This is a genomic window from Sphingobacterium sp. LZ7M1 (genome assembly GCF_024296865.1).
Taxonomy (GTDB): Bacteria; Bacteroidota; Bacteroidia; order Sphingobacteriales; family Sphingobacteriaceae; genus Sphingobacterium.
Window position 1 is genome coordinate 476226 of record NZ_CP101134.1, and the last position, 26191, is coordinate 502416.

General features: G+C 41.8%; 23 protein-coding genes. 11 read left to right on the forward strand and 12 right to left on the reverse strand.

What is annotated here, in order from left to right:
- From NMK93_RS02070 to NMK93_RS02085, 4 genes are all read left to right on the forward strand, one after another.
- A complete protein-coding gene (locus NMK93_RS02070) occupies positions 1-1632 on the forward strand; it encodes a RagB/SusD family nutrient uptake outer membrane protein (RefSeq protein ID WP_254526517.1) in 1632 nt (543 codons plus the stop codon).
- 686 nt (positions 1633-2318) lie between these two features.
- Complete coding sequence (gene der / locus NMK93_RS02075; protein ID WP_185211275.1) at positions 2319-3620, forward strand: ribosome biogenesis GTPase Der; 1302 nt, start codon at positions 2319-2321, stop codon at positions 3618-3620.
- 17 nt (positions 3621-3637) lie between these two features.
- Positions 3638-5104: a cysteine--tRNA ligase gene (gene cysS, locus NMK93_RS02080; RefSeq protein WP_185211274.1), complete on the forward strand. Its 1467-nt coding sequence runs from the start codon at positions 3638-3640 to the stop codon at positions 5102-5104.
- Between the two features lie 23 nt (positions 5105-5127).
- Complete coding sequence (locus tag NMK93_RS02085; RefSeq protein WP_185211273.1) at positions 5128-5988, forward strand: DUF4440 domain-containing protein; 861 nt, start codon at positions 5128-5130, stop codon at positions 5986-5988.
- Between the two features lie 70 nt (positions 5989-6058).
- On the opposite strand, the gene NMK93_RS02090 is transcribed toward NMK93_RS02085, so the two are convergent.
- Entirely contained in the window at positions 6059-7444 is a 1386-nt protein-coding gene (locus tag NMK93_RS02090) for a peptidylprolyl isomerase (RefSeq protein WP_254526516.1), read from the reverse strand.
- 208 nt (positions 7445-7652) lie between these two features.
- Between NMK93_RS02090 and NMK93_RS02095 the strand changes: the two genes are divergently transcribed.
- Positions 7653-8717, forward strand: coding sequence for a lactonase family protein (locus NMK93_RS02095; RefSeq protein ID WP_254526515.1), 1065 nt, complete (start codon positions 7653-7655; stop codon positions 8715-8717).
- Here the strand turns inward: NMK93_RS02095 and mnhG are convergent, their stop codons facing one another.
- From mnhG to NMK93_RS02130, 7 genes are read right to left on the reverse strand one after another with little or no spacing between them, the layout of a single operon-like run.
- Entirely contained in the window at positions 8718-9134 is a 417-nt protein-coding gene (gene mnhG / locus NMK93_RS02100; RefSeq protein WP_254526514.1) for a monovalent cation/H(+) antiporter subunit G, read from the reverse strand.
- Positions 9127-9399 (reverse strand): monovalent cation/H+ antiporter complex subunit F, encoded by a 273-nt coding sequence (locus NMK93_RS02105; RefSeq protein ID WP_093100515.1) that lies wholly within the window; start codon positions 9397-9399, stop codon positions 9127-9129. Before NMK93_RS02105 ends, mnhG begins: the two co-directional genes overlap by 8 nt.
- Positions 9396-9872 (reverse strand): Na+/H+ antiporter subunit E, encoded by a 477-nt coding sequence (locus NMK93_RS02110; protein WP_094255556.1) that lies wholly within the window; start codon positions 9870-9872, stop codon positions 9396-9398. Before NMK93_RS02110 ends, NMK93_RS02105 begins: the two co-directional genes overlap by 4 nt.
- Positions 9869-11386, reverse strand: a complete 1518-nt coding sequence (locus NMK93_RS02115) for a proton-conducting transporter membrane subunit (protein ID WP_254526513.1) — start codon at positions 11384-11386, stop codon at positions 9869-9871. The genes NMK93_RS02110 and NMK93_RS02115 overlap by 4 nt, the downstream gene beginning before the upstream one ends.
- Positions 11383-11739, reverse strand: a complete 357-nt coding sequence (locus tag NMK93_RS02120; RefSeq protein WP_185211268.1) for a Na+/H+ antiporter subunit C — start codon at positions 11737-11739, stop codon at positions 11383-11385. Before NMK93_RS02120 ends, NMK93_RS02115 begins: the two co-directional genes overlap by 4 nt.
- A 3-nt stretch (positions 11740-11742) precedes the next feature.
- Positions 11743-12156, reverse strand: a complete 414-nt coding sequence (locus NMK93_RS02125; RefSeq protein ID WP_093100507.1) for a Na+/H+ antiporter subunit B — start codon at positions 12154-12156, stop codon at positions 11743-11745.
- Positions 12157-12160: 4 nt separating this feature from the next.
- Positions 12161-14470 (reverse strand): putative monovalent cation/H+ antiporter subunit A, encoded by a 2310-nt coding sequence (locus NMK93_RS02130; RefSeq protein ID WP_254526512.1) that lies wholly within the window; start codon positions 14468-14470, stop codon positions 12161-12163.
- A 221-nt stretch (positions 14471-14691) separates the two neighbouring features.
- Between NMK93_RS02130 and NMK93_RS02135 the strand changes: the two genes are divergently transcribed.
- Complete coding sequence (locus tag NMK93_RS02135; protein ID WP_254526511.1) at positions 14692-15777, forward strand: metallophosphoesterase; 1086 nt, start codon at positions 14692-14694, stop codon at positions 15775-15777.
- A 233-nt stretch (positions 15778-16010) separates the two neighbouring features.
- Here the strand turns inward: NMK93_RS02135 and acs are convergent, their stop codons facing one another.
- Positions 16011-17927 (reverse strand): acetate--CoA ligase, encoded by a 1917-nt coding sequence (gene acs, locus NMK93_RS02140; RefSeq protein ID WP_254526510.1) that lies wholly within the window; start codon positions 17925-17927, stop codon positions 16011-16013.
- A 191-nt stretch (positions 17928-18118) separates the two neighbouring features.
- Here acs and NMK93_RS02145 point away from each other — a divergent pair, with 191 nt between their 5' ends.
- On the forward strand, positions 18119-18994 hold the full coding sequence (locus tag NMK93_RS02145; protein WP_254526509.1) for a hypothetical protein: 876 nt from the start codon (positions 18119-18121) through the stop codon (positions 18992-18994).
- On the opposite strand, the gene NMK93_RS02150 is transcribed toward NMK93_RS02145, so the two are convergent.
- The 3 genes from NMK93_RS02150 to rsmA are packed head-to-tail and all read right to left on the reverse strand — an operon-like array spanning position 18959 to position 21829.
- Complete coding sequence (locus tag NMK93_RS02150; RefSeq protein WP_185211263.1) at positions 18959-19885, reverse strand: NAD(P)-dependent oxidoreductase; 927 nt, start codon at positions 19883-19885, stop codon at positions 18959-18961. The genes NMK93_RS02145 and NMK93_RS02150 overlap by 36 nt on opposite strands.
- An 8-nt stretch (positions 19886-19893) precedes the next feature.
- Positions 19894-21048 (reverse strand): FAD-dependent monooxygenase, encoded by a 1155-nt coding sequence (locus tag NMK93_RS02155; RefSeq protein ID WP_254526508.1) that lies wholly within the window; start codon positions 21046-21048, stop codon positions 19894-19896.
- A gap of 1 nt (position 21049) precedes the next feature.
- Positions 21050-21829, reverse strand: a complete 780-nt coding sequence (rsmA, locus tag NMK93_RS02160) for a 16S rRNA (adenine(1518)-N(6)/adenine(1519)-N(6))-dimethyltransferase RsmA (protein WP_254526507.1) — start codon at positions 21827-21829, stop codon at positions 21050-21052.
- A 138-nt stretch (positions 21830-21967) separates the two neighbouring features.
- On the opposite strand from rsmA, the gene pdxA reads away from it, so the two are divergent.
- The 4 genes from pdxA to miaA all read left to right on the forward strand — a co-directional run bounded on the left by pdxA (position 21968) and on the right by miaA (position 26163).
- Complete coding sequence (gene pdxA / locus NMK93_RS02165; RefSeq protein ID WP_185215923.1) at positions 21968-23023, forward strand: 4-hydroxythreonine-4-phosphate dehydrogenase PdxA; 1056 nt, start codon at positions 21968-21970, stop codon at positions 23021-23023.
- Between the two features lie 70 nt (positions 23024-23093).
- The gene (locus tag NMK93_RS02170; protein ID WP_185211259.1) at positions 23094-24497 is read left to right on the forward strand and encodes a CCA tRNA nucleotidyltransferase; all 1404 of its coding nucleotides are present in this window, start codon (positions 23094-23096) and stop codon (positions 24495-24497) included.
- Positions 24498-24574: 77 nt separating this feature from the next.
- Positions 24575-25153 carry a plasmid pRiA4b ORF-3 family protein gene (locus NMK93_RS02175; RefSeq protein WP_254526506.1) on the forward strand — a complete coding sequence of 193 codons (579 nt, stop codon included), beginning with the start codon at positions 24575-24577 and terminating at the stop codon, positions 25151-25153.
- A gap of 80 nt (positions 25154-25233) precedes the next feature.
- A complete protein-coding gene (gene miaA / locus NMK93_RS02180; protein WP_254526505.1) occupies positions 25234-26163 on the forward strand; it encodes a tRNA (adenosine(37)-N6)-dimethylallyltransferase MiaA in 930 nt (309 codons plus the stop codon).
- Positions 26164-26191 lie beyond the last annotated feature (28 nt).

Genomic DNA, 26191 nt, shown 5'->3' on the forward strand with positions numbered 1-26191 from the left:
ATGAAGAAATTATTCATATTAAGTGGGGTCGTTGGTCTGTTGATGACATCTTGTTCTTTGGATAAGGAGCCTTATGATGCGATGACCAATGAATCGATCGAAAACACTGAAGGTGCTATCCAAGCTTTACATTTGGGGAATTACCACACCTTGAAAGGTTGGGTTGAAAATTGGCACCGTGTTACAGAATATCCTGGAGACAATGTCTCTTTAAGTGGAACAACTACCGATAACCTGTTTTATAACTACAACTACAAAAGAGTTGTCAATAATGCAAGGGTCAATAGCTATTGGGAAAACTCTTACCGTGTAATTGCGGGAACCAATTTATTGCTTCAGAAATTGAAAGAAGGTGAAAGTGATGAGGTCGATCAGATGATCGCCGAGAATCTTTACTTGAGAAGCCTGATGTATTTCTATTTGGCAAATGTGTTTGGCAAGCCTTATACCCAAGATCCACAATCTTTGGCTGTGCCGATTAAATTATCCGATGATCCATTCGAGATCCTGCCACGTAATACCGTTAAGGAGGTCTACGATCAACTGGAGAAGGACCTCTTGAAAGCAGAAGGTATGTTCAAATCCTATAAAAGCAATGTATATGGAAATGTTTATGCAGCACAGGCATTGTTGGCGAGGGTTTACCTGTTCAAAGGCGATAATCAAAAAGCCGTTCAATATGCGAATAAGGTTATTGAATCCGGTAAGTTTTCGCTTTTGGCGGGGGCTGATTACAATAAATTAACCGTTTCCACTCCGGAAGAGAACAGGGAAAACATCTTTGCCATCAAATTCGTAAAGGATATTGATTACCCAGATGATGGATGGAGTACGATTGGATCCATGTATGCCAATATCCAAGGATCAGGTTGGGGGGAGATGTATGCTTCCAGGACCTATTTGGAGGAAGTCAGGAAATATCCCGAAGATGTCCGCTATAAAATGATCCAGCCAGTTGTTGAAAAAGCGAATGAATTGCATGCATATTACGTCACTGATGATTTCAAATATGCGAGTGTGCAAGTTACCCAGGCTGGAACGGATTATTCTTATACGGAAGCTGGAGCTAAAAAGAACCTGATCAAAGAATCTAACGGAGCCGGAGCTTTCCAATACTATATTCAAATTGCAGGTAAGAAAAGAACAGTTTTGATTGACAAGAAATTGGCAAACCGTAACGGTTATCTGAAATACTATGTGATGAAATGTTCCGGTCAGGAAGGCCAAGCGCATTTATGGTCGCCGATTATTTCCAGATTAGCTGAAGTTTATCTGATCCGTGCGGAAGCCAGTGCGAAATTAGGCGATGTAACTTCAGCATTGAAAGATGTAAACCTAATCAGGCAAAGAGCCGGAATTCCAACAGCAGGACTTTGGACAGCTTCCAACTTAAATGGGAAGACAGCTCTGGATGTCGTATTGGAAGAAAGAAAATTGGAGCTTGCTTGGGAAGGACATAGAAAGTTCGATGTGTTCAGGAATGGTAAACTCATGGATAGAAAATATCCAGGAACCCATACTTCAGGAACAACTCCAATCTTGACCATCGACGCGAAGAGCAATCAAGCAATAGAATTTATTCCAGAGCAGCAGATTGTACTTTCCAACGGTGTCCTGAAACAGAATCCTTAGAACATATTATTAATACCAAAAGAGCAGCTATACCAGACTGCTCTTTTGATTTACACCATCAAATCATTAAAGTTTTGGGACTTTATTTGTCATATTAAAAAAAACTTTAGAGAATTATGATATTTGCAGGGGGTAGACCTACGTAGTGTTAATTTGTCTTTTGGGATACATTTCTTTCTTGAAAAGAATAGTGTAACAATTCGTTTGCATTCATGAGTTATTAAGATTTCGATTATGTTAAAAAACTCTATTATTCAACTGATTAAAGAAGTTTATCTAATAAATCAGGTTAAAATTTCCTCCTGGAATTATTTAAGTTTTAGGAATAAATTTTCTATCTTTCAGCATAATTTGACGAAGTCAGATGTCTTTGTAGAGATAATCATCTAAGTAAAATTACTTAGTGGAAATTCTATAGAGATTCTTAATAACATTTCTAACTGTTAATTTTCAAAACTATTTTTAGGCCATCCCCTTCAGGGACGGCCTATTTTTTTGAAAAAAAATAGGCCAAAGTACAATAAAAGATTTCTCCCGAGAGGAGATTGAAAAAGAGCGAAGTCCATTATTTGTCCATAAAGCTGTCATTTTCTGATTTCTCACGCAAGATGTGCGATTTATCCGTAACTTTGTACCTTTACAAGATACCTGAAAACGTTGCCGTGAGGTAACGAATAGAAAGAAATATGGCAAATATCGTAGCAATTGTAGGGAGACCCAATGTTGGTAAATCGACCTTATATAACCGTTTGACAGAGAGTAGAAAAGCTATCGTAGATGACTACAGCGGGGTTACCCGTGACAGACATTATGGACAAGCGGAATGGATCGGAAAGAAATTCACAGTGATCGACACAGGTGGTTTTGTTCATGGTTCAGATGATGTTTTTGAAGCAGCCATTCGAGAGCAAGTTTTGATTGCCATCGATGAGGCATCCGTTATTTTATTTGTAGTGGATGTCACTACTGGAGTAACCGATTTAGATGATGAGATCGCAAATATGTTGCGTCGAAGCAAAAAACCGGTATATGTCGTTGCCAATAAGGTGGATAGCGCCAAACAGACCCATGATTCAGCAGAGTTTTATTCCTTTGGATTAGGTGAGATCTTTAATATCTCATCCATGACTGGTTCAGGTACTGGTGAACTCCTTGACGAAGTGGTCTCTAATTTTGAAAACGAAGAGGAAGATGATACCGAATTGCCTAAGTTTACTATCGTTGGACGTCCTAACGTTGGTAAATCCTCTTTGACGAATGCATTGTTAGGTAAAGAAAGAAATATCGTAACTCCAATTGCAGGGACTACCAGAGATTCCATCCGTATCCATTACAATCAATTTGGACATGAGTTCCTGATGGTGGATACTGCTGGATTGAGAAGAAAATCCAAAGTGAACGAGGATATCGAATTCTATTCGGTCATGCGTACCATTAAAGCATTGGAGGATTCCGATGTGGTGATCTTAATGATTGATGCCAAAGACGGTATCGAAGCGCAGGATATCAATATCTTCCACTTGGCAGAGAAAAACAAAAAGGGTATCGTGATTTTGGTAAACAAATGGGATACCATTGAAAAAGACCATAAAACAGCCAAGGAATTTGAGCAAGCTATCAAAAACAAGATTGCTCCATTCACGGATGTTCCAATCCTGTTTACTTCCGTAACGGAGAAACAACGTATCTTCAAGACCGTAGAAACGGCTATGGAGGTCTATAACAATAAAACCAAAAAGATCCCTACTTCTAAATTGAATGATGTGATGTTGGAGATTATCGAAAGGTATCCACCCCCAGCAACCAAGGGTAAATTCATTAAGATTAAGTACGTAACGCAATTACCAGGAAGATCGCCAATGTTTGCTTTCTTCTGTAATCTGCCTCAATACATCAAAGATCCGTACAAGCGTTTTATCGAAAACAAACTGCGCGAGAACTTTGACTTTTCAGGAGTGCCAATCCAGATATTCTTTAGACAAAAATAATTAGTTTCAACCGTCGTATGGAGCATAATTTAGTATTATACAATACCCTTACCCGTAAGAAAGAAAAGTTTGTACCCATTCATCCTAACCTTGTGGGGATGTATGTTTGTGGACCCACTGTGTACAGTGATGTGCATCTTGGGAACTGTAGGACTTTTGTTTCCTTTGATTTGATTTTCCGCTACTTGTTGCACCTTGGATATAAAGTACGTTATGTGCGTAATATCACAGATGCTGGGCACTTAGAGGGAGACAATGACGAGGGGGATGATAAATTTGCGAAAAAAGCGAAGCTTGAACAATTGGAGCCCATGGAGATCGTTCAAAAATATACCATAGGATTCCATGATGTACTGCGTCTATTCAACACCATTCCACCAAGCATTGAACCAACTGCCACCGGTCACATCTCTGAGCAGATTGAAATGGTACAGGAAATCATCAAGAATGGTTTTGCCTATGAAGTGAATGGTACGGTCTATTTCGACGTAGAGAAATACGTCAAAGAATATAACTACACCATCTTGACCAATAGAAATCTAGAAGATCTATTGAACAATACCCGCGAGTTGGGTGGACAGGATGAGAAACGCGGTAGACTTGATTTCGCCTTATGGATCAAGGCTAAACCAGAGCATATCATGCGTTGGCCTTCTCCTTGGGGAGTAGGGTTCCCCGGATGGCATATCGAATGTTCAGCAATGAGCAGGAAATATCTGGGCGATCAATTCGATATCCACGGCGGTGGAATGGACTTGGCAGCAACCCACCACACCAATGAGATCGCACAATCTGAAGCATGTAACCATACCACACCGGCAAAATATTGGATGCATACCAATATGTTGACCGTGAATGGGACAAGGATGTCCAAATCTGCAGGAAATGGTTTCCTTCCGGGAGAACTGTTTACAGGTAACCATCCACTTTTGAACAGGGGATATTCACCTATGGCCGTACGCTTCTTTATGTTGCAGGCCCATTACAGAAGTACATTGGATTTCTCCAATGATGCTTTGGATGCTGCAGATAAAGGCTATAAACGTCTGATGGCAGCTATCGGCTTATTAGAAAAAGTTGTACCGTCCAAATCTTCCAATTTCGGTGACTTGGCTGAAATCAAGAAACGCAGCTATGCTGCCATGGATGACGATTTCAACAGCCCAGTTTTAATAGCTGAGTTATTTGAGGCCGTGCGTATCATCAACTCCATCTATGATGGGAAATTGACGATTACCGAAGCAGACCTCAACGAGCTGAAGAAATATATGCAAGAGTTTGTATTCGACATTCTAGGGCTAAAAGATGATCAGATCGGCGAAGGTGACAATATGGATGACCTGATGCAAATCATCATCAATATGCGTAATGAAGCCAAGAAAAACAAGGATTTCGTGACCTCCGATCGTATCCGCGAACAATTGAATTCCGTAGGTATCCAACTGAAAGATAGTAAGGATGGGACACTTTGGAATAAGATTTGATTAGTAAGGTAAAATTTACAGTAATGATTAATAAAAAAGGCTTAACTCTATTAGCCGCAACGCTAATTTCTTTTTCGAGTTTTGCCCAACTACCTGAGAAGGTAGGGGGGCTTCTTTCGGTTGATAGAACAGCAGCGAATCTTTCAAAAACAGAAAGTCCCTATGCTGGACTTAAATATATCATTGACAAGGAATCTACTTTCCTTGTGCCTTCACCAGTCAATGCAGCCAACTATTTAGATAATAGGCCCAATCTTCCAGATCGTCTTTCCTGGAACCCCAACTTTGTTCTTGTATCAAGGAGTCTGGACTGGGGAGTAACCTCAGGACCTACCGAATTCCAGAAGATGGGTTCCATCAAACGTTTTGGACAGTACCTTACGGTTTGGCATCGTGACAGAAAGGGAAACTGGAGAGCGCACCTTCGCGCCGAAGTAGAAAACTACGGCAAGAAGAAAGCCAGTCCTTTGGAATATTACGAACCCGATGATAAAGCATACCTAAAACATCGCTCTGTAAAGCGCTTAGAGCAGCGTGAGGAAGTCGTTCTGCAAACAGATGAACTCTTCTCTACTATTCTAAAAGCGGATACTAAAACAGGCTATAAAGAGTTTTTGGCAGATGATGCCCGCTTCTACTTCCCTTGGCAGAATGAGATCGAAGGTAGGGACAATGTATTGGCCTTCCTGAAGAAAGAAAGAATCGAGATCGATACTGATCCTACCGAGGTAGGCCGTGCCTATAGCGGTGAATATGCCTATACTTCCGGAACAGCTACCGTAGGCCTTAAGGACAAGGTGGTAAAATTCAGTTATATCCGTATCTGGCAACTAACTGGCGAGTTCCAATGGAAAGTGATCTTAGAAATGATGTTCGAAAGATAACAGGACAAAATAATATAAAAGAAAAACCCCGATCAATCGATCGGGGTTTTCTTTTATCATTTAATTTTTCTTAATCTTCTTTCGATGAGGCCAGGTTCTCACTCGCTGGCGTAATCCACATCTGCAGTTCATCACAAGTTGCAAATTCATTGTTGATGTGAACAAAGGTGTTCTTTGTTTTCTTCTCAAACCATTCACTTAAGCTTCTGCGGGTTTTATCCTCCTGAGCAGCTTCTTGGATCTTTGCAAAATCTTGCTCCAAGCTTGCTTTGTGTGGCGGAATCCTTGTTTTCAAGTAAGTGAACTTATAGCCAGACTTACCTGTTCTAGGATCTTGGAATGGGTATGGTCTAGACAATTGGCCTTCTTTCAAGGTGTCGATTGCCATGAACACTTCTTTTTCCAACATATCCACTGGGATCAAGGTAGAACGGGATGCTGATTGTTGGTTAACCACCATACCGCCATTGAATTTGGTCTCTTTATTATCTGAATATCTTGTTGCTGCGGTACTGAATGGTAATTTACCAGAATGTACGTTATCATAGATCGAATCAATTTTACCTTTGATCCTGTCCATACTAGCAGTAGTTGGTTTGGTAGTCACAAGGATGTGCCTAGCATTTACCTCTTCACCACGGCGCTCCAATACCTGTAAGAAGTGGAATCCATATTCCGTTTCAAATACGGGAGAAATCTCGCCCTCTTTCAATCTAAAGGCCATAGCCGAAAACTCTTTCACGTAGTTTTCACGCGGTGCGAAACCCAATTCACCCCCTTGCACTGCCGATCCTGGATCTTCCGAATAGAAACGGGCAACCGTTCCGAAGTCAGTTCCGTCCATGATTTGCTTACGATATCCTTCAGCCTTCTCCCTAAATACGTTTTTCTCTTCTTTGGTCAACTCCGGATAGATCACCACTTCACCGATCTCCACTTCCGTGTTGAAAGCCGGTAAGCTATCTTGGTTCAACCCTTCAAAATATTTCTTTACCTCCTGAGGAGTAACTGTAACCTTGCTAATGATGGTGTTCTGGAACTTTTCAGCTTTGATCTGCTCCGAAAGGACAGGTCTCATCTCTTCTTTGTACTGCAACAACGAACGCTTTAAAAAGGCTTCTAATATTTCTTTACCACCTGCTCTACGCGTCATTTCACGCATACGTGCATTCAATTGGTCGTCAACTTCAGATTCAGAAACTTCCACAGAGTCCAATACGGCCTGTTGTGAAAGCAATTTGGTCATGATCAATTGTTGAAGAGCGGTACACTTGAAGTCTTCACTTGGCGTTCCGCCGTTGGCTAGGTACTGCGAATATTGCATGTCAACATCTGATTGCAAAATAATTCCGGAACCCACAGTCGCCACCACGCGGTCAATCAGTTTTTCTTGGGCATTAGCCTGAAATGTACAAGCTAATAAAAGTAATATAAGGAAACTTGAAAAGTTTTTCATGCTGTCTGTTGTCACACTAAATCTAAAGTTCAATCGCAAAATTATTAAATATTATGCCTTTTTTCTACTTTTATATAGTAATAATTGTAATAACACCTAGCCTAAGCTAAGATATTCGGGCTAAAATACTTAAACGGCTTTAAACTTAAGGCGATTTAACCATATTTAACAGATGAACACACGACAGCTATTTTTCCTATTCCTTTTCATGAATGTCACATTAACTCAGGCTCAGAATACCCAGATCCCACTTTATATCGGTACCTATACTTCCCCAAATGGAAGCAAGGGAATTTACGAGTTCAGCTTTGATACTAAAACTGGAGATGCAACCTTGGTCCGCGAGACAAGTACCCCTAACCCTTCATTCTTGGACAGAAGAGGCTATTTCCTGCTTGCCGCAAATGAAATGACCGATGGTAGTCAATCTCTTTCTTCCTTTTCACTGGGCAAAGAGGGCCTGAAATTTCAGAATAAACTGGCAACTGGAGGTTCAGCACCGTGCCATGTGGTCATCGGTAAAGATGCTGAATATGCAGTAGTTTCCAATTATCTGGGGGGTGCCTTGGATTTGTTTCAGCTTTCTCCAAAAGGGGAGGTCCTATCCAAGGACGATACCAAACTATATCATGGAAAAAGTGTAGATAAAGCCCGTCAAGAGGCTTCCCATATCCATTCCGCTTTTTTTGGTCCCGATAATCTATTGTATGTTTCTGATTTAGGTGCTGATAAGGTTTATATCCTCGATATTCAGAAAACCGACAACGGCAAATTCCAATTTGTTGAAAAGGGGGAACTCAATGTCAACCTTGGCGGAGGTCCTAGGCATATCGCCTTTCATCCCAATGGCAATGTCCTGTATTCCCTGATGGAAATGACCGGTGATATTGAAGTTTTCAAGAAGAAAGATGGCGTTTGGGATTCTTACCAGATTATCTCCATGCGTTCTCCAGAGTTTGAGGGAAAAAGTGGCGCCGCCGATATCAAAGTGTCCTCAGATGGGAAATTCCTGTATTCTACCGATAGAATTGATGCCAATACCATAACGACATTTGCGGTTGGCAAGAATGGGAAACTAAGAAGAAAAGAAGTGATTTCAGTACAGGGGAAAGGACCTCGAAATTTCAATTTCAGTCCAAATGAGCGATTCATCTTGGTTGGCAATCAGCTGACTGACGAAATTGTCGTTTTCAATAGGGATAAAAAATCGGGAAAATTAACCGATTCAGGAAAAAGGATCAAAGCATCCAAGCCCGTTAGTATCCTGTTTTAGTTAATCTGTTGCATCGTCGGTATCTGCGATATTGTCTGGTGCATTCTGGTCCGCTTTTTTAGGGTCGCTTTCCAGGCAGTGGGTTTCTTTATTGTACATCCCTTTCAGTTCATCGATGACTGTACCTTTCCATAAGGGAATACCAATGAAATAAGCCGCCTTTCCGATCATATGGGCTGCAATTGGTGCCGTAAGCAGTAAAAAGAAGATGATGGCAATGGATTTTGTCGTCACGGAAACATCCTCAGGGAACATGATGGCTGCACAGATCAGCAACAAGCCGACCCCTAGGGTAGAAGCCTTTACCGTTACGGATAAACGCAGATAGAAATCAGGCATTCTCAGTACCCCGATGGAGGCAAAGAGGATAGAAAGTGCACAAACAGTGCTCAGTATTGCTAGAATAATTTCAATCATCTTGTTGTTTTTCTATATAGTAAGAGAATGCAATGGTACCGAGGAAGGCAATCAGTGCCAAGATAATGGCCACATCCAACAGCACTTCCTGCTCTTGACGGATACTGTAGACCGTAATGATCCCAATACCAATGGTAATGATGAGGTCCAAGGCCATCACCCTGTCCACAACGGATGGTCCCTTGAACAAACGGATAAACACCAATAAAACCGATATGGTCAAGATTGGCAATATGACAAAATCAAAGTAGGTTTCTAAACTCATCGTAATATCTCCAATAATTTCCGTTCAACCCCTGTTTTTAATGTCCTTATAAATTGTTCTTCGTCCTTGAGGTACATCACATGGATGTAAATGGCTTTCTTATCATCACTGATGTCAATAATCAGTGTGCCCGGAGTCAGGGAAATGAAAGTCGCCAATATATTGATCTCAAAATCTGTCGTGGTATTGACTGGATAACGAACGATACCCGGTTTGAAGAAGTATTTCGGCGTGATCACATCATAAGCCACCTGAATATTCGCTTTGATCAACTCAAATAGAAAGAAAAAGAAGAAACTGATGATCTTAGGCACACGATAGAAATAACGCTGATCAGTTTCATTCCTGTTCATGATCCATAGCACGCCGAACCCCAGCAAATAGCCGAAGATAAAGTTAGAATAGTACAGCGAGCCTGTCAGAGCTACCCAGATAAAGGATAGGAGCAGGTTCATTAAAAAAAACTTGATCATTGTTCAAAAGCTTTATCGCCCAAAACGGTACGGATGTAAGGGCTTGTGTCCAACAATTCATTTGTAATTCTATCGACCACCGTAATGATGTTCTCCGCATTGAATCCAATGTACAGGGTTACGGAGCACAGGATCAGGATCGGTCCCACCAACAGTATTTTCTTAAACAAGGGCTGATCATGGAATTTATCCTCAACAACCACTCCAGCTGGAACATCCTTCCAGAAAACATCGGCCCACATCTTGGCAATCACATACATGGTCACCAAACTTCCGATGATCAATGCTGCAATGAAGAAATACTGCTTATCCACGAAAGCTTCCTGGAAGAGATAAATCTTTGGCCAAAATCCTGAAAGTGGTGGAATACCCACCAATGAAAACAGGACCAAGGCGATAATCAGGGAAATTAACGGATAATCTTTATATAATCCGCCAAGTTTTTTCATGTCCATGCTGCCTCTTACCAAACGTATATACCCTGCGATCAGGAACATATTGGTCTTGACCATGATGTCATGGATCAGGTAAAATACAGTTCCCATTAAAGCGAGTTTGGTAAACATAGCAATACCTCCCAGCATAAACCCAATATGGCAGACGATCAGATAGGAGAACATCCTTCTGATATTGGTCTTGATCAATGCCCCAAAGGCTCCCGTCAATACCGTCAAAACAGCCAGGACCATAAAGAGGTTTCTGGTGAACTCATCGGGTATAAAGATCAGGCTGAAAACCCTTAAGATGGCGTAAATCCCTAATTTAGTCAATAAGCCACCAAATGTCGCCGCGACGGCAGAGGGTGGAGTATGATAGGATGAAGGTAACCAATAGTACAACGGGAATACCGCCGACTTGATTCCAAATCCTAAAATAAAAAAGATCGACGTAATGCCTACCAATGCCTTATTATCAAAATCCCTGATTTTTAGGGAAAGATCAGCCATGTTCAAAGAACCGGTGATTCCATAAAGGATACCAATACCGGTCAGGAAAAATGTTGAGGCCAAAATATTCATGGCCATGTACTTCACGGCACCTTCCAATTGCGCTTTTCTGCCCCCCAAGGTCATCAATACAAAGGAAGAAATGATTACCACCTCAAACCATACATATAGGTTAAAGATGTCTCCGGTCAAAAAGGCTCCGTTCAGGCCCATCAACAGGAAATGGAAGATAGGGAAATAGCCATATAGCATCCGTTGCCTGCTCAATCCAACCGATGAAAAGATGGATACGGCAAAGCCAGCAATGGAAGTCAATAAGACCATGGTCGTACTCAGCATATCTGCAACGAATACAATCCCAAAGGGAGGCTCCCAATTGGAGGCATTCATGTGCAAGGAACCTTCCGTGTACACCTTTGCAAATAAACGAATGGCAATCAGCAAACCTATAAATGCTCCACCAACGCTTAAGAAGCGCTGTGAAATAGTCTTTCGCCAAGCAATCAATTGTATGATTGCCGTAAAAAGATGTATGAATACAGGGGCTAAAATATGGTTGTCGATCATATATCTTCTTCTTCCGGCGTGTTTAAATCATCTAAATCATCTGTGTCCACTAAAGCATAAACACGTTTTAACAATACAATGGCAAAGGCGGTCAGGGCGAAACTGATTACAATTGCCGTCAAAATCAAGGCCTGCGGAATAGGGTCTGCATAAATATCCTGGAAAACATTGTGCTGTGAATCGATCACAGGCGGTTTACCCTTGGTGATCGAACCTAATAGGAAGATCAGGATGTTCGTCCCATTCCCTAAGAGCATAATTCCCAGTAATAGCTTGACCATGCTCCTCCGAAGGATCAGATAGACCCCGGCAGCATATAAAAAACCTAAAACGAGTACTAACAGTAATTCCATCTATTAATCCTTAGTAAGTGAAATAGTGAATAAAATAGTTAATACAACTCCTATCACGACCAGGTAAACCCCGAGGTCAAAAAATAAAGCCGATCCGATCATCCCGATAACCGGAATTTTTTCTTCCCACCACAATCCAGTCATGGGGGGCAGCCCAAAAAAGGTAGGCATCACCACGGCAACTGCAGAGATACCCAATCCAATGGGAATCAGGGACAAGGGTTTTCTCCCCAATATCTTCATGGTCGCTTCCGTACCATTGGCAAAACTGTGCAATACGAAGGCTATGGAGGCCACAAGACCACCAACAAATCCTCCTCCAGGATAATAATGCCCTCTCAACAACAGAAAGAAAGAGAATAGAAGTAAAATGGGTAACAGGTATCTTGTAGCTGTCTGTAATATTATACTGCGCATGATCTTATTCCTTTTCTGAAGATTTTAATCTCAATTTCAATAAACTGTACACGCCTAATGCGGCAATACCCAAGACCACCGTTTCAAACATGGTATCGATCCCACGGAAATCTGCCAAGATCAAGTTCACCACATTCTTTCCTTTTGCCAAAATATAAGCGTTCTCTCCGTAAAAATCGCTGGTTTGCGTTTGTATTGGCTCATACAGCACTTTCAAGGCAATGATGGAAAGTATTGCGCCAAAGCCCAGTGCAACGATGCTATCCCGGTATCTTTCTCGCTTTGAAGCTAGGTTCAGGAAACTCGGTAATTTATATAGGACCAATACGAAAAGTACGGTACTCAAGGTGTCAATGGTAAATTGGGTCATGGCCAAATCTGGTGCACTGTAGAACACATACATCAAACAGATACAATAGCCGATGACACTCATGGCCACCACCGAGGTCAATCGGGAAGGTGTGGAAATAACGATCACCAAAGCACCCAAAAGAATGATCACGACCGCTACCTCGTAGATGGTCAATGGGGTCAGGTTGTCGAAATCAATCTGGATTGGGCCACTTTGCCAAAGTTTATATATCAATAAAGCTTCAGCAAACAGGATGATCTTCATGTGGTATGACCGTAGATAGCCATTATGGAAGAAGTTACTGAACCAATCGGCAAAGCGTACGATATCATTGGCATAACCGGTTATGATCCGCTGAGGAGAAATCCTATCTAGGTTTTCCACCCGTTTTACTTTCGCTTCGCTAGGTTTATTGATGAAATAAACAAAAGTTCCTGCCCCAAGTGTTGCCAAACTTAAGATCAGCACGGTGTTGAAGCCATGCCAGATTGCCAAATGCATTTCGGTATCAGCAGCAAAGATGGAATTGGCAGTTTGATAACTCAGTAAGTTTCCGGTCAGTCCGGGAATCAACCCAAAGATTAGGCCTAAAGTGGCAAGGATCAATGGTGGAATCCACATGGATTTATAGGGAAGGTGCAGTTTCGAATAGGCTGATGGAAGCTCGCCAAAGAATGGTTTGATCCCTGCCATAAATCCAGCTGCTACCAAGCAGACATTGGTTGCGACGGCCAATATCGTCAATATCAATATCCAATTTTCCTTCGAATGTAGGGTCGCTTCATAAATGAGGTCCTTACCAATAAAGCCGAATGTAGACGGAAGGCCCGCACTGCTCAATGCGGCTAAACCAGCGGCTAGGGCAACTGGGCCCAACACTTTTCGCAACCCAGAAAGTTTCGTGATATCCCGTGTCCCAGTTTCATGATCGATGATTCCTGTGACCAGAAACAGGGTGGCCTTATAGAGTGCATGCACCAAGATAAATACACTGGCTGCAATAACAGCTTCCTTCGTGCCGACTCCCAACAAAAAGACCAGCATACCAAGGGCTGAAATGGTCGTATAGGCCAAGATAGATTTCAGGTCAATCCTGAACAGGGAGTGAACTGCGGAATATAACATGGTAAATCCGCCCACGCCTATCAAGGTATAGCTCCATAAATCCGTTCCGCTCAACACCGGGAAAAACCTAGCTAAAAGATAGATCCCCGCTTTCACCATTGTCGCAGAATGCAGATAGGCCGACACCGGAGTAGGGGCCTTCATGGCTCCCGGCAGCCAGAAATGGAATGGGAATTGGGCCGACTTGGTAAATGCTCCAATAAAGATCAGGAATAGGATCAATGGATATTGGGGATGGTTCAAGATAACGTCCCGATATTCTATTAATTCAGAAATCCTATAGGTTCCAGCTACATTGCCTATCAAGACAAGGCCGGCAAGTAAAAAGAAACCGCCCATACCGGTAATGGTCAGCGCGGTCATCGCACTTTTTCGGGATGCCTCTTGGTCATTGTTGAACCCAATCAGGAAAAAAGAACTGATACTGGTCAATTCCCAAAAGATAAACAGCAAAAAGATATTGTCCGAAAGGACCAAACCCAGCATGGCCGACATAAAAAGATAGAGATATCCAAAAAATCGGTCAAAATAAGGGTGTCCTTTGAGATATGTTCGGGCATAAAAGAAAATTCCACAGCCAATTCCCGTGATCAACAGGCAAAACAACAGAGATAAACCATCCAACTTGAGGTTGAAGTCGACCCCTAAGGATGGAACCCAGCTGATTTCTTGGAAAAAGGTAGATCCAGCAGCAATTTTTGGGATATATCCCATGTAATAAATAAATAGAGCTGTGGGAATGAGCGGAATGATGATGCTCCAGGATGATTTAAGCTTTTTGCCAAATGGAATGAGCAAAATCGAAGAAATCAAACCTAGAAGTATCGTAAATAACATGCGCGCTCTCTTAAAGAATTAATGGGATTCGGATAAAAATAATAAAAAACAGGCATTTTTCTCGCCTTAATTAAGAGAAAACATGATGAAATTCAAAAATAATTGCAATAAGCCAATTCCTCAAAATCCATCATGAATATTTTTGTCCCCTAATAAAAACATATACTTTCAATAAAAATCCCCTTTTCTTATTAAATTTAGATAATCAACTTTTAATCATTATGAATTTTAAATCTTTTTCAGTGCTCTTCACTTTGTTGGCGTTGCTATTGTTCTCGCAGCAGTTAATTGCCCAACAAAGCTATGTCAAACCTAAACTTACAAACAGCAAATCCTGGTCTTTGGTTTTAATTCCTGACCCGCAAACATATGTCAAATATGACCGCAATGTGGGGATATTAAATCTGATGACCTCTTGGGTCCGTGAAAATGCAGACTCATTAAATACCCAATTTGTACTATGTACGGGCGATTTGGTAGAACAGAATGATCTATTGAACCCAGACAGCAAGGCCGCAAACCAAAACAGCAAACAGCAATGGACCAATACCAGCGAAGCTTTCCGTAAGCTGGACAACCGTGTCCCTTATGTTTTGGCAACCGGTAACCATGATTATGGCCATGTGAGCGCTGAATATAGAGCTACCCAATATGACAGGTATTTCTCACCGGAACAAAATGGATTCAATGCAAGAGCATTGCGTGAGGTAGGTCCAAGCTTGAACGGCAACTCATCGGCTGTCAATGCAGTCTATGAGTTTGAAACACCTCATCCAAAGAAATTATTGGTAATGGTCCTTGAATTTGCTCCTCGAAATGAAGTGCTTGCTTGGGCAAAGAAAACTTTGGACCAACAGAAATATGAAAACCATGATGTGATCTTGTTGACCCATACCTATTTGGATAGCAAAAGCAACCATATCCAAAAAGAAGGATATAAGATTGAGGATGCAAACTATGGTGCCGCGGTGTTTGAAAAACTGGTAAAACCTTCCAAAAATATCCGAATGGTATTCTCTGGACATATTGGCGATCCGGATAATTTTGATGGACACATTGGTTTCAGACAGGATAAGAACGCTGCCGGAAAAACCGTCAGCCAGATGACCTTCAATGCCCAAGCCATGGGCGGAGGCTGGTTCGGTAATGGTGGTGATGGCTGGTTGAGGTACCTGGAATTCCTTCCGGATGGAAAGACCGTAAAAGTGAAAACCTTTTCACCGCTTTTTGCCATCTCCCCGGCAACCCAGAACCTAGCTTACAAAACTGAAAAAAACCAGGAATTTCAATTTTCACTGGAGGATTGATTCGATTTTCCTGACCAAAAGGCTTCGGGTTTTGCTTTGACCTCATTCGAGACACATTCGGAAAATTCGGAATGTGTCTCGAATGAGGTCAAAATATAAGCTAGGATTTTTCTAAAAAACTAGCCAGAACATTTTTCTAGATCAAATCGGCAAAACAGGACATAAAAAAATGGAGCCTACTTATTCTGTAGGCTCCATTTTTTTTATGGAATACTTATTTTAATCTTATACGATTATTTCTTCATTTCCTTAGAACCTTCAATGATAGCTTCCACTACGTTTGGATCTTGGAGGGTTGAAGTATCGCCTAGATTATTTAATTCGCCTTCGGCAATCTTACGTAGGATCCTACGCATGATTTTTCCAGACCTAGTTTTAGGAAGGTCCGTAACGAATTGGATAATATCTGGTTTTGCAATGGCTCCAATAATACGGGTCACCGTTTGCAGGATATCTTGTCTTGTTTTTTCGGCGTCGATATGGTGGTTGGCAATGACGTATGCATAGATACCTTGCCCTTTAACAGGGTGAGGGTAACCTACGATTGCTGACTCCACAACATCCGAGTGCATATTGATTGCATTTTCAACCTCAGCGGTGCCTATACGGTGTCCGGATACGTTCAATACATCATCCACACGACCGGTGATACGGTAGTAGCCTTCAGGACTGCGGTAACAACCATCGCCAGTGAAGTACATATCTTGGTAAGTAGAGAAATAGGTTTGTCTACAACGCTCATGATCGCCCCAAGTCGTACGCAACATGCCTGGCCAAGGGAACTTGATACATAGGTTGCCCGTCACATCGTTGCCTTGGATTTCTTCACCGTTTTCATCCATTAAGCATGGTTGAACTCCCGGTAGTGGCAACATCGCATAGCCAGGGATCTCTTTCGTGATGCCTGCAATCGGGGTAATGAGGTGTCCTCCGTTTTCAGTTTGCCACCAGGTATCTACGATTGGACATTTGCCATGTCCGACTTTATCGTGGTACCAGTTCCATGCTTCTTCATTGATCGGCTCACCAACAGTTCCTAAAACACGTAGTGAAGAAAGATCTTTTCCTTCTAGGAACTCATCGCCAAAGGCCATCAAGGAACGGATAGCTGTAGGAGCGGTATATAAGATGTTCACTTTATATTTATCGACGATATCCCAGAATCTACTTGCATTCGGGTAGGTCGGGATTCCTTCAAACATCAATGAGGTAGCACCTTGAGAAAGAGGTCCATAGACGATATAGCTGTGTCCGGTAATCCAACCGATATCAGCTGTACAGAAGTAAACTTCGCCCGGTTGATATTGGAAGGTGTTTGCAAAGGTGTATCCTGTGTAAACCATGTATCCAGCTGTGGTATGAACCACGCCTTTCGGTTTACCGGTTGATCCGGAAGTGTAAAGGATTAACAAAGTATCTTCAGCGTCCATCTCTTCAGCAGGACATGCAGGATTACCTTGGGTTTCCACTTTCTTGATCTCATCTTCCCACCATACATCACGACCCTTGATCATGGAGACTGGAGTACGGGTACGGGTCAAAACGATTACTTTTTCTACAGAATCACATTGCATCAAGGCATCATCCACAATAGATTTAAGTTCCAATATTTTTTGGCCACGGAAACCACCGTCAGAGGTAATGACCAATTTACAGTCTGCATCGTTGATACGATCTGCGATAGAGCGTGCAGAGAAACCGCCGAATACCACATTGTGGATCGCGCCGATACGAGCACATGCCAAGACAGCAATGACCAATTCAGGTACCATCGGTAAATAGATACATACCCTGTCGCCTTTGCGGATATTATTGTTCTTTAGGACATTCGCAAACTGCTCAACTTTTTGCAACAATTGCTTATAGGTCAGGATACGGTGTGCCTCATTGGGATCGTTAGGTTCCCAGATAATGGCAGGTTGATCTCCTAATTTATAGATATGACGATCTAAACAGTTCTCTGTAATATTAAGTTTCGCGCCTTCAAACCACTTGATGTCTGGATCTTTAAAGTTCCAGTTCAACACATTGTTCCATTTTCTTTTCCAAAAGAAATGGTCTGCCACATCACTCCAAAATGCTTCGGGTTCTTCTACACTCCTTTTGTAAGCTTCTTGATACTCCTCAAAAGATTTAAGCTGAAAATTCATCTTTTTTTAAAAAATTATAGGTCTACATTATCTTTACGTCAGGAAATTATTTAATTCGGTCAATTAGTTATTGAATGCGGAAAAAACAAGGACCTGTATAGCTAATTTAATTTTTTTTCGATTGAAATACTAATTTTTGTAGGCTAGGAACAAATATTGAGAACAATTGTTAGGTTACCATGACAGGCATTTTGAAAAGGATATACTATTTTTTGGTTCATACGAATCTATTGATTGCCCTGGCAGCGGTGGCTCAATGTGCCTTGACCTATTATATCCTGCAGTTTCCGGTCAACAATGATATCTTGATCATTGAAGGCGCTACCACCTTGCTTCTCTATAACCTGAGCCTGTACCTGTCCCTGCCGAAAGATCCCAGTAAATCACCATTTCAGCGAACCCGATGGATCGGGAAGAACATGTGGCTTTTTTGGGTATTGAGTGGCCTGTCAGTTTTGACTACGGTTTGGGCTTTGTTACATGTGCATATCTTGACCTTGTTTTTTCTGGGCTTTATTGGCGTGATCAGTTTGGCCTATGCCGTTCCACTGGTCAAAGTCAATAATAAATGGGTAGGGATGAGGCAAGTCCCTGGGTTGAAGGTTTTTTATATCGCCTTAGTCTGGTCGTTAAGTAGTGTGGGACTTCCCGTAGTGGAGCTGTTTGCCAATGGCGAGCAAATAGATTGGTACTTTGCCAATTACTTAGGACTAGTAAAAATTGTATTCTTAGTGCTTTGTACACTGCCTTTTGATATCAGGGATTATGAACAGGATAGTTTGTATAACCTGAAAACGGTGCCGATCTTATTGGGAAAAGAAAGAGCGATTAATTTATCCTATGGAATAGGGGTCTTCCATTTGATCCTAATTCTCTTTTCCCCAAATACCTGGGCTGTAAAAATTGGTTTGTTGTTGACGACGATCCTCATCTTGGCCATGTTCAGGATCATTATCTTTTCAAAAGAAAAGCACTATCACCATGTCTATCTCCTAGACCTAGCTTTAGTGCTTCAATGGTTCTTTGTATGGCTATTGATACTCGTAAGCAATAACCTTATCAGCTAATACTTCGGATAGCTTATAATAACTTTCGAATGTCCAACCGGCAACATGTGGGCTCAATAGTACATTTTCCCTTTGGATCAGGTCCTGATACCAAGGCTCTTCGGCCAAAGCAGGGAATTTCTCAACGGGCAGCACATCAAATGCCGCGGCAATAATTTTGCCTTCGTCCATTTTCTTCAATACTGCGGGGATTTTAACGATTCCCCCGCGAGCACCCATCAAAAAGAAGATAGGTTTCCTGAAATGGAATAGGTATTCGTCATCCACCATACCTCGGGTCTCACGTGTTAAAGGAATATGGAAACTTAATATATCGGCTCTGCGTACGACTTCTTCCATCGAGACCTCGCTGGCATATAGGTCAGAAAAACCAGTTTTATACTTGTCATAAGCAATGACTTTTACATCAAATCCAGATAGTTTCTTTGCCATGGCTTGACCATTATGGCCATATCCGATGAGCGCCACGGTCTTTCCTTTCAGCTCATAGCCTCTGTTTTCTTCTCTATTCCATTCGCCAGATCGAACCTCCCGATCTCCACGGTTCAGGTTGTTCATCAAGCTCAAGAGCATTCCGATCATGTGTTCGCCTACTGCATCGCGGTTTCCTTCATTGGCAGGGATCAATTTGATACCCTTGCTGCTAGCGTAAGCTTCATCAATATTGTCCATTCCCGCTCCGGCTCTACCGATCATCTTGAGGTTGGGGTTGAGGTCAATAAATTCTTTGTCCACTTGGAATTTCGAACGGATGATAAGGCCATCAAAATCAGGGATAGCTTTTTCCGCTTCCGCTCTGTTCATATCAGGTTGGTAAGAATAGGCAATTGCAGCGCGACTTAGTTTCTGCAACAGAACTTCATGGATATCGTCGACTATTAAAATATTCATATTATGCATTATTTCATGAAATCTTCCTTGAACAGCTTGATCAAAGCTTTTTGGTTCATGCTGTCGGGCATGATCTTCATGAGGTTATTTCGGACTGAAATTAAGAATTTATTCTCCCATTGAGCAAAATCACCAATCAATTTTGAAGTATCTGTGATATACTTGGTCCGGGATAATCTTCGATTTTCAAAAGATAGGAAGGCTTGCCCTACAGGTTGTTGCTTTTGTAGTTCCTGATGGAGTACCGCGACATCTTCCATGGCTTGGCATGCTCCTTGGCCCATATTGGGGGTACAGGCATGTGCGGCATCCCCAATGATCAAGATATTGCCAAAGGCAAAGTTCTTTAACGGTTTGATATCTATGATATCGGACCAGATCAAATCGGAATCTAAGGTTCTGTCCAGTACTTCTTGTATAGGTTGATGGTAATTCCCAAATTGACGCTTCAGGTCCTGTACCCCATAACCCCTGAAAGTTGGGTTTTGTTGGGGCCCATTGATACATGCATACCAATAGATTCGTTTATTGACGAGTGGTGTTAGACCAAATCGGCCTTTATTTCCCCAAGTCTCCGATCCTCTGTTCAGGTTGAGTTCCGTGTTGTCTATTGTCGCTCGCCAACAGCTATAACCAGCATATCTCGGTTTTGAAGTTGGGACGAGCTGTTGTCGCAGGGGCGATTTGACACCATCAGCAATGATGAGGTATTTGCTCCTGTGCAAACTTCCATCTTCAAAATGTATTTCCACATAACCCTCTTTTTGGGTCAAATGACTTGCTCTCTTGCCAAGAGCAATGTGATCTTGATTTACTTTTGATAAGAGGTAGAGATGTAAATCGGCGCGATGGATAGCAAAATTCTTTTGCGCGTATTTATCGGATAATTTACTGGTGTTTGGGTTGACGAGGATATTTCCTTTTTGGTCAAGGATAGCAAAGGAATCTAGGTAATAACCGATCTTTTCGACTTCCTCACGGATTCCGATATATTCTAGGGCTTGCATGGCATTGGCTGCTAAGCCAAATCCAGCCCCGATACCTTTGATTTCTTTGGCTTGTTCAAAAAGAGTGAATTCACGGTTTAGGTTTTGTAGAGCAATGGCTGCGGTAAGTCCGGCAACCCCAGCTCCAATAATGGCAAATTCACTTTGTACATCCATGTCAGAGACTTTTTGAAATTTCGTTGGTCAAGGTTTCAAAATCTTGAACGGACAGGCGTTCTGCCCTTAATTCATAGAGCGGATTGTCACTCATCCTATCTTTAGGGACTACAGCTGACAGGGCATTCCTCAAGGTTTTACGTCTTTGGTTGAAGCCTGCCTTTACCACGCGCCAGAATAATTTCTCATCACAGTCCAAGGTCACGCGATTGTTCCTTACCATGCGCATCACGCCTGAAAGAACTTTTGGTGGCGGATTGAATGCTCCTGCTTTTACGGTAAAGAGATAAGAAACATCATAGTATGCCTGCAGAAATACACTCAGAATTCCGTATTCCTTGTTTCCAGGTTTGGCCACACAACGTTCGGCTACTTCTTTCTGAAACATACCTACCATTTCAACCACACGGTTTCTTTCTTCCAAGACCTTAAAAAGGATTTGGGAAGAAATATTGTAGGGAAAGTTCCCGATAACGGCCATCTTTTCACCAAAATATTGGCTGAAGTCCAGGTTTAGGAAATCGCCATGGATCAGACGGTTGCCAAGTTCAGGGTATTTGTCTGCTAAATATTCAATGGATTCATCATCGACATCGATCAAGAAGGTTTCATAGGACTCATTTTGAAGCAGGAAATCGGAGAGAACGCCCATTCCAGGTCCAACTTCCAAGACCTGGTTGAAGCCAAGAGAAGGAGTTAAAGCATCAACGATCCGTTGTGCTGCATTTTTGTCGTTAAGGAAATGCTGACCTAAATGTTTTTTTGCGCGTACTGAACCCATAGGAATTATTTGCTACAAAGATAGTGTTTTTTAGGCGAGCAGGATTTGAATTGTATGTTCCATTTGCATGTTAATGCCATTTGAACCTTAATGTTTATGTTTTTTTGCTATTTTTGACTATATCTAATAGCATTGAAGATGAGTGAGAAACTAAAAATAGGCATTTCAGTAGGAGATATTAACGGAATCGGTTTAGAGGTTATTATTAAATCCTTGATGGATAACCGTGTTCTGGATTTCTTTACGCCCATAGTTTATGGCAATACCAAAGTTGCCTCCTTCCATCGAAAGGCGATTGGAGTGAATGATTTCAGTTTCAATGTGATCAACTCAGCGGATCAGGCAAACGCTAAGCGTCCCAATATGATCAATTGCTGGCAAGAGGATGTAAAAATCAGTTTGGGCGAGCAAAACGAAATTGGTGGTAAGTATGCCTTTATTTCTTTGCAAAAAGCTACAGAGGACCTGAAGGCTGGTTTGATTGATGCTTTGGTCACTGCGCCGATCAACAAACATAATATACAGCAAGAGGGCTTTAACTTTCCAGGACATACCGAATACCTACAGGATGCATTTGATGCCAAGGATGTCTTGATGTTTATGGTGAGCGATGACCTTCGCGTTGGCGTGGTTACAGGGCATATTCCTGTGAAGGAAGTAGCGGCTTCCATTACGGAGGAGGGCATATTGCATAAATTGAGGATGATGAATGAAAGCCTGAAGAAGGATTTCTGGATTCAAAAACCAAAGATTGCGGTGCTCGGCTTAAATCCACATGCCGGTGATGATGGCCTGATCGGTACGGAAGACCGTGACATTATAAAACCAGCTATTGAGAAAGCCAATGAAGAAGATATCTTCTGTTTTGGTCCATTCCCAGCTGATGGTTTCTTTGCGGCTGATGCCTATACCAAGTTTGATGCGGTCCTAGCCATGTACCATGACCAAGGTTTGATTCCGTTTAAACATATCGCTGCGCGTAATGGAATTAATTTTACAGCAGGCCTACCAGTTGTCCGTACTTCCCCAGATCATGGAACCGGATATGACATCGCTGGAAAAAATATGGCCTCACATGCATCTTTCTTAGAAGCGATTTTTGAAGCAGTTCATATTGTAAATAGACGTAGAGAACAAGAGGTTCTGACTGAAAATCCATTAGCTTTCCGTAGACTGTCGAAAGATCGTGACTAAGTAAAGGCTGGATTTTATAAAGGCTGACACCTGTTGTCTATAAATTTCATTACTTTTGCACTTTGTTGCTATGAGTGAGAATTTAAGTCATCCCATTTTTTCCATAATAAGAGAATTAGCCCATCAGGAGGGAGTTTCCTGTTTTGTTATCGGAGGCTATGTCCGTGATAGAATCATGGGTCGTCCATTCAAGGATGATATCGATATCCTTGTTTTGGGAAGCGGGATTGATTTCGCGAATAAACTAGGAGAAAAACTACATACGAAAGTTGCTGTCTATAAATCATTTGGAACAGCAATGTTGGTCTATGAAGGCCTTCAGGTTGAGTTTGTTGGTGCAAGAAAGGAATCTTACCGAAAAGATTCCAGAAAGCCTATCGTAGAGGACGGTACCCTGGAGGATGACCAAAATCGACGTGACTTTACCATCAACGCCATGGCTTTTTCGCTTAATGAAGCGAATTATGGCGAACTCATCGATCCCTTCCAAGGACTGAGCGATATCCAAAACAGATTGATAAAAACACCATTGTCTCCGGACATCACCTTTTCAGATGATCCATTGAGAATGATGCGTGCCATCCGTTTTGCTACCCAGTTAAACTTTAGGATCGACTCAACTGCCCTGAATGCCATCAGTGAAAACGCTGACCGTATCCAGATTATCTCCAAAGAACGGATCACTGACGAACTCAATAAAATTATCCTTGCTGAAAAACCTTCTATCGGTTTCAAGTATTTATTTGATACGGGCCTTCTGGAAAGGATATTTCCTGCCATGTATCAATTGTACGGTGTGGAATATGTGGATGGTAAAGGGCATAAGGACAATTTCTACCATACCTTGGAAGTATTGGACAATGTGGCGGAAATGTCCAATGATCTTTGGCTTCGTTGGGCAGCGATCATGCACGATATTGCCAAACCTGCAACCAAGCGCTTTGATAAAAAAGTAGGATGGACCTTCCATGGCCACGAGGACCGTGGGGCGAAGATGGTACCCAAATTGTTTGCAGACCTGAAGCTTCCTTTGAATGAAAAGATGAAGTTTGTGCAGAAATTGGTGATGCTTCACCTCAGACCGATTGTCTTGGCCAAGGATATCGTGACAGATTCGGCGGTTCGCCGCCTGTTGTTTGAGGCTGCTGATGATATCGACGACCTGATGTTGTTGTGCCATGCGGATGTCACCACCAAAAATGAATATAAAAAGAGGAAGTACAGGGACAATTTTGAGCTCGTAAAACAGAAACTGAAAGATGTCGAAGAACGGGACCACCTGAGAAACTGGCAACCTCCTGTGGATGGTGATGATATCATGAAAACCTTTGGTATCGGACCTGGAAAACATGTCGGAATTATCAAGAAGGCTATACGTGAGGCGATTTTGGAAGGTGAAATTCCAAATTCAAGGCAAGAAGCGCTATCATTGATGATAGAAAAAGGGAAAACATTGGGCCTAACCAAAGTTTGAACGGATTGATTTTTTAAAAAAATATGTAATTTTAAAGCTTGAAATAGAGCTTGTCCAAATTAATACATTTTACGAATATGGCGATATATAGATTTAGAGTAACTTTTGAAGACTACGAAGATGTTTACAGAGAGATTGACATGCCTTCAAAAAGTACTTTCTTAGATTTACACACACAGATTCAAAAAAGTACTGGCTACGACCAAGAGCGTTCCTCTTCGTTCTATGTGAGCAATGACCAATGGAAAAAAGGTACGGAGATTGCTTTCTTGCCGAACGATAGAAAGAAAGCTGCTGGCGTTTTGATCGTGGAAGATGTTCGTTTGAGTAAATTTATTGATGATCCGCATCAAAAGTTTTACTACACCTATAACTTTGACCGCCCGTATGATTTCCATGTGGAATTGATCAAGATCTTGAAAGAAGAGGAGGGAAAAGAATATCCTGCCCTTTTCAAGAAAGTCGGTGAAGCACCAAGAAACTTGACTGCAGCAAACTTCCCTGTTACGGCTGATGATGAAGATGATGACGATTTTGTGTCAGAAGATGCAGAGGAATATGGTGTAGATGAGGAGGATGATTATGATATGTTTGATGATGAGGAAGGCGAAGAGTCTGAAGGTGAATCAAACAAGTCTAATGAAGACGAATATTAAGATTATTCGACGATAAGATTTTAAATAGATGATAGAGCTTCTATCATCTATTTTTTTTATTCTGTAAATAAGTAAAAAGGATGTCCACTGAATTGAATAGGCAAAAAACATTGATCGTAGTCGTTGGACCTACCGCTGTAGGAAAAACTGCTCTGGCAATCCAATTGGCCAATCATTTTAAAACATCCATAATTTCTGCCGACTCCAGGCAGTTTTACCATGAAATGAGCATAGGGACGGCAAAGCCCAGTGCTGAGGAGTTAGCCCAAGCATCCCATTATTTTATTAATTCCCATTCCATTGCTGAGGAGTATACGGCCGGTGATTTTGAACGGGAAGCTTTAATTCGTTTGGCGGTCTTGTTCAAGAGCAGGGATGTGGTGATCGCGGTAGGTGGTTCTGGACTATTTGTGCGGGCACTGACGGAAGGCTTGGATGACCTTCCCAAAGCAGGAGATGATATCCGTGAAAGCTTGAATGAATGGTTTCGAAGGGATGGCCTGGAACCCTTGAAAGAGCGATTAAAAGAGATCGATCCTGCATATTATGAAAAAGCGGACATTGACAATCCACAACGTGTCATCCGTGCCATTGAGGTTTTTGAGGCATCTGGGAAACCAATCTCTTATTTTATGACCAATCAGAAGGCTGAAAGACCTTTTCAGGTTATCACGATTGGCTTAAATACAGATAGGGAATGGCTCTATGATCGTATTAATCAAAGGGTAGACCTGATGATGGAGGCGGGATTGTTGGAGGAAGTGAAATCCTTATTGCCTTTCAGGAATAAACCTGCTCTGCTGACCGTAGGCTATGCTGAAATCTTTGATTATCTGGATGGAAACATCAGTTTGGAAGATGCAGTTTCGCAGATTAAGCAGAATTCCAGAAGGTATGCCAAGAGGCAGATTACCTGGTTTAAGAAATATGGTAATACTGTTTGGTTTGAGCCTCAGGCTAGGGAAGAGGTCATCTCCTATCTTGAGCAAAGGTTAAAGCAAGAAGGATAATTATTCCCATAAAAAAACTTAAAAAAAT

Coding starts and splice junctions, on each gene's coding strand:
- NMK93_RS02070 (WP_254526517.1), top strand. CDS start 1: ATGAAGAAATTATTCATATTAAGTGGGGTCGTTGGTCTGTTGATGACA.
- der (WP_185211275.1), top strand. CDS start 2,319: ATGGCAAATATCGTAGCAATTGTAGGGAGACCCAATGTTGGTAAATCG.
- cysS (WP_185211274.1), top strand. CDS start 3,638: ATGGAGCATAATTTAGTATTATACAATACCCTTACCCGTAAGAAAGAA.
- NMK93_RS02085 (WP_185211273.1), top strand. CDS start 5,128: ATGATTAATAAAAAAGGCTTAACTCTATTAGCCGCAACGCTAATTTCT.
- NMK93_RS02090 (WP_254526516.1), bottom strand. CDS start 7,444: ATGAAAAACTTTTCAAGTTTCCTTATATTACTTTTATTAGCTTGTACA.
- NMK93_RS02095 (WP_254526515.1), top strand. CDS start 7,653: ATGAATGTCACATTAACTCAGGCTCAGAATACCCAGATCCCACTTTAT.
- mnhG (WP_254526514.1), bottom strand. CDS start 9,134: ATGATTGAAATTATTCTAGCAATACTGAGCACTGTTTGTGCACTTTCT.
- NMK93_RS02105 (WP_093100515.1), bottom strand. CDS start 9,399: ATGAGTTTAGAAACCTACTTTGATTTTGTCATATTGCCAATCTTGACC.
- NMK93_RS02110 (WP_094255556.1), bottom strand. CDS start 9,872: ATGATCAAGTTTTTTTTAATGAACCTGCTCCTATCCTTTATCTGGGTA.
- NMK93_RS02115 (WP_254526513.1), bottom strand. CDS start 11,386: ATGATCGACAACCATATTTTAGCCCCTGTATTCATACATCTTTTTACG.
- NMK93_RS02120 (WP_185211268.1), bottom strand. CDS start 11,739: ATGGAATTACTGTTAGTACTCGTTTTAGGTTTTTTATATGCTGCCGGG.
- NMK93_RS02125 (WP_093100507.1), bottom strand. CDS start 12,156: ATGCGCAGTATAATATTACAGACAGCTACAAGATACCTGTTACCCATT.
- NMK93_RS02130 (WP_254526512.1), bottom strand. CDS start 14,470: ATGTTATTTACGATACTTCTAGGTTTGATTTCTTCGATTTTGCTCATT.
- NMK93_RS02135 (WP_254526511.1), top strand. CDS start 14,692: ATGAATTTTAAATCTTTTTCAGTGCTCTTCACTTTGTTGGCGTTGCTA.
- acs (WP_254526510.1), bottom strand. CDS start 17,927: ATGAATTTTCAGCTTAAATCTTTTGAGGAGTATCAAGAAGCTTACAAA.
- NMK93_RS02150 (WP_185211263.1), bottom strand. CDS start 19,885: ATGAATATTTTAATAGTCGACGATATCCATGAAGTTCTGTTGCAGAAA.
- NMK93_RS02155 (WP_254526508.1), bottom strand. CDS start 21,048: ATGGATGTACAAAGTGAATTTGCCATTATTGGAGCTGGGGTTGCCGGA.
- rsmA (WP_254526507.1), bottom strand. CDS start 21,829: ATGGGTTCAGTACGCGCAAAAAAACATTTAGGTCAGCATTTCCTTAAC.
- pdxA (WP_185215923.1), top strand. CDS start 21,968: ATGAGTGAGAAACTAAAAATAGGCATTTCAGTAGGAGATATTAACGGA.
- NMK93_RS02170 (WP_185211259.1), top strand. CDS start 23,094: ATGAGTGAGAATTTAAGTCATCCCATTTTTTCCATAATAAGAGAATTA.
- NMK93_RS02175 (WP_254526506.1), top strand. CDS start 24,575: ATGGCGATATATAGATTTAGAGTAACTTTTGAAGACTACGAAGATGTT.
- miaA (WP_254526505.1), top strand. CDS start 25,234: ATGTCCACTGAATTGAATAGGCAAAAAACATTGATCGTAGTCGTTGGA.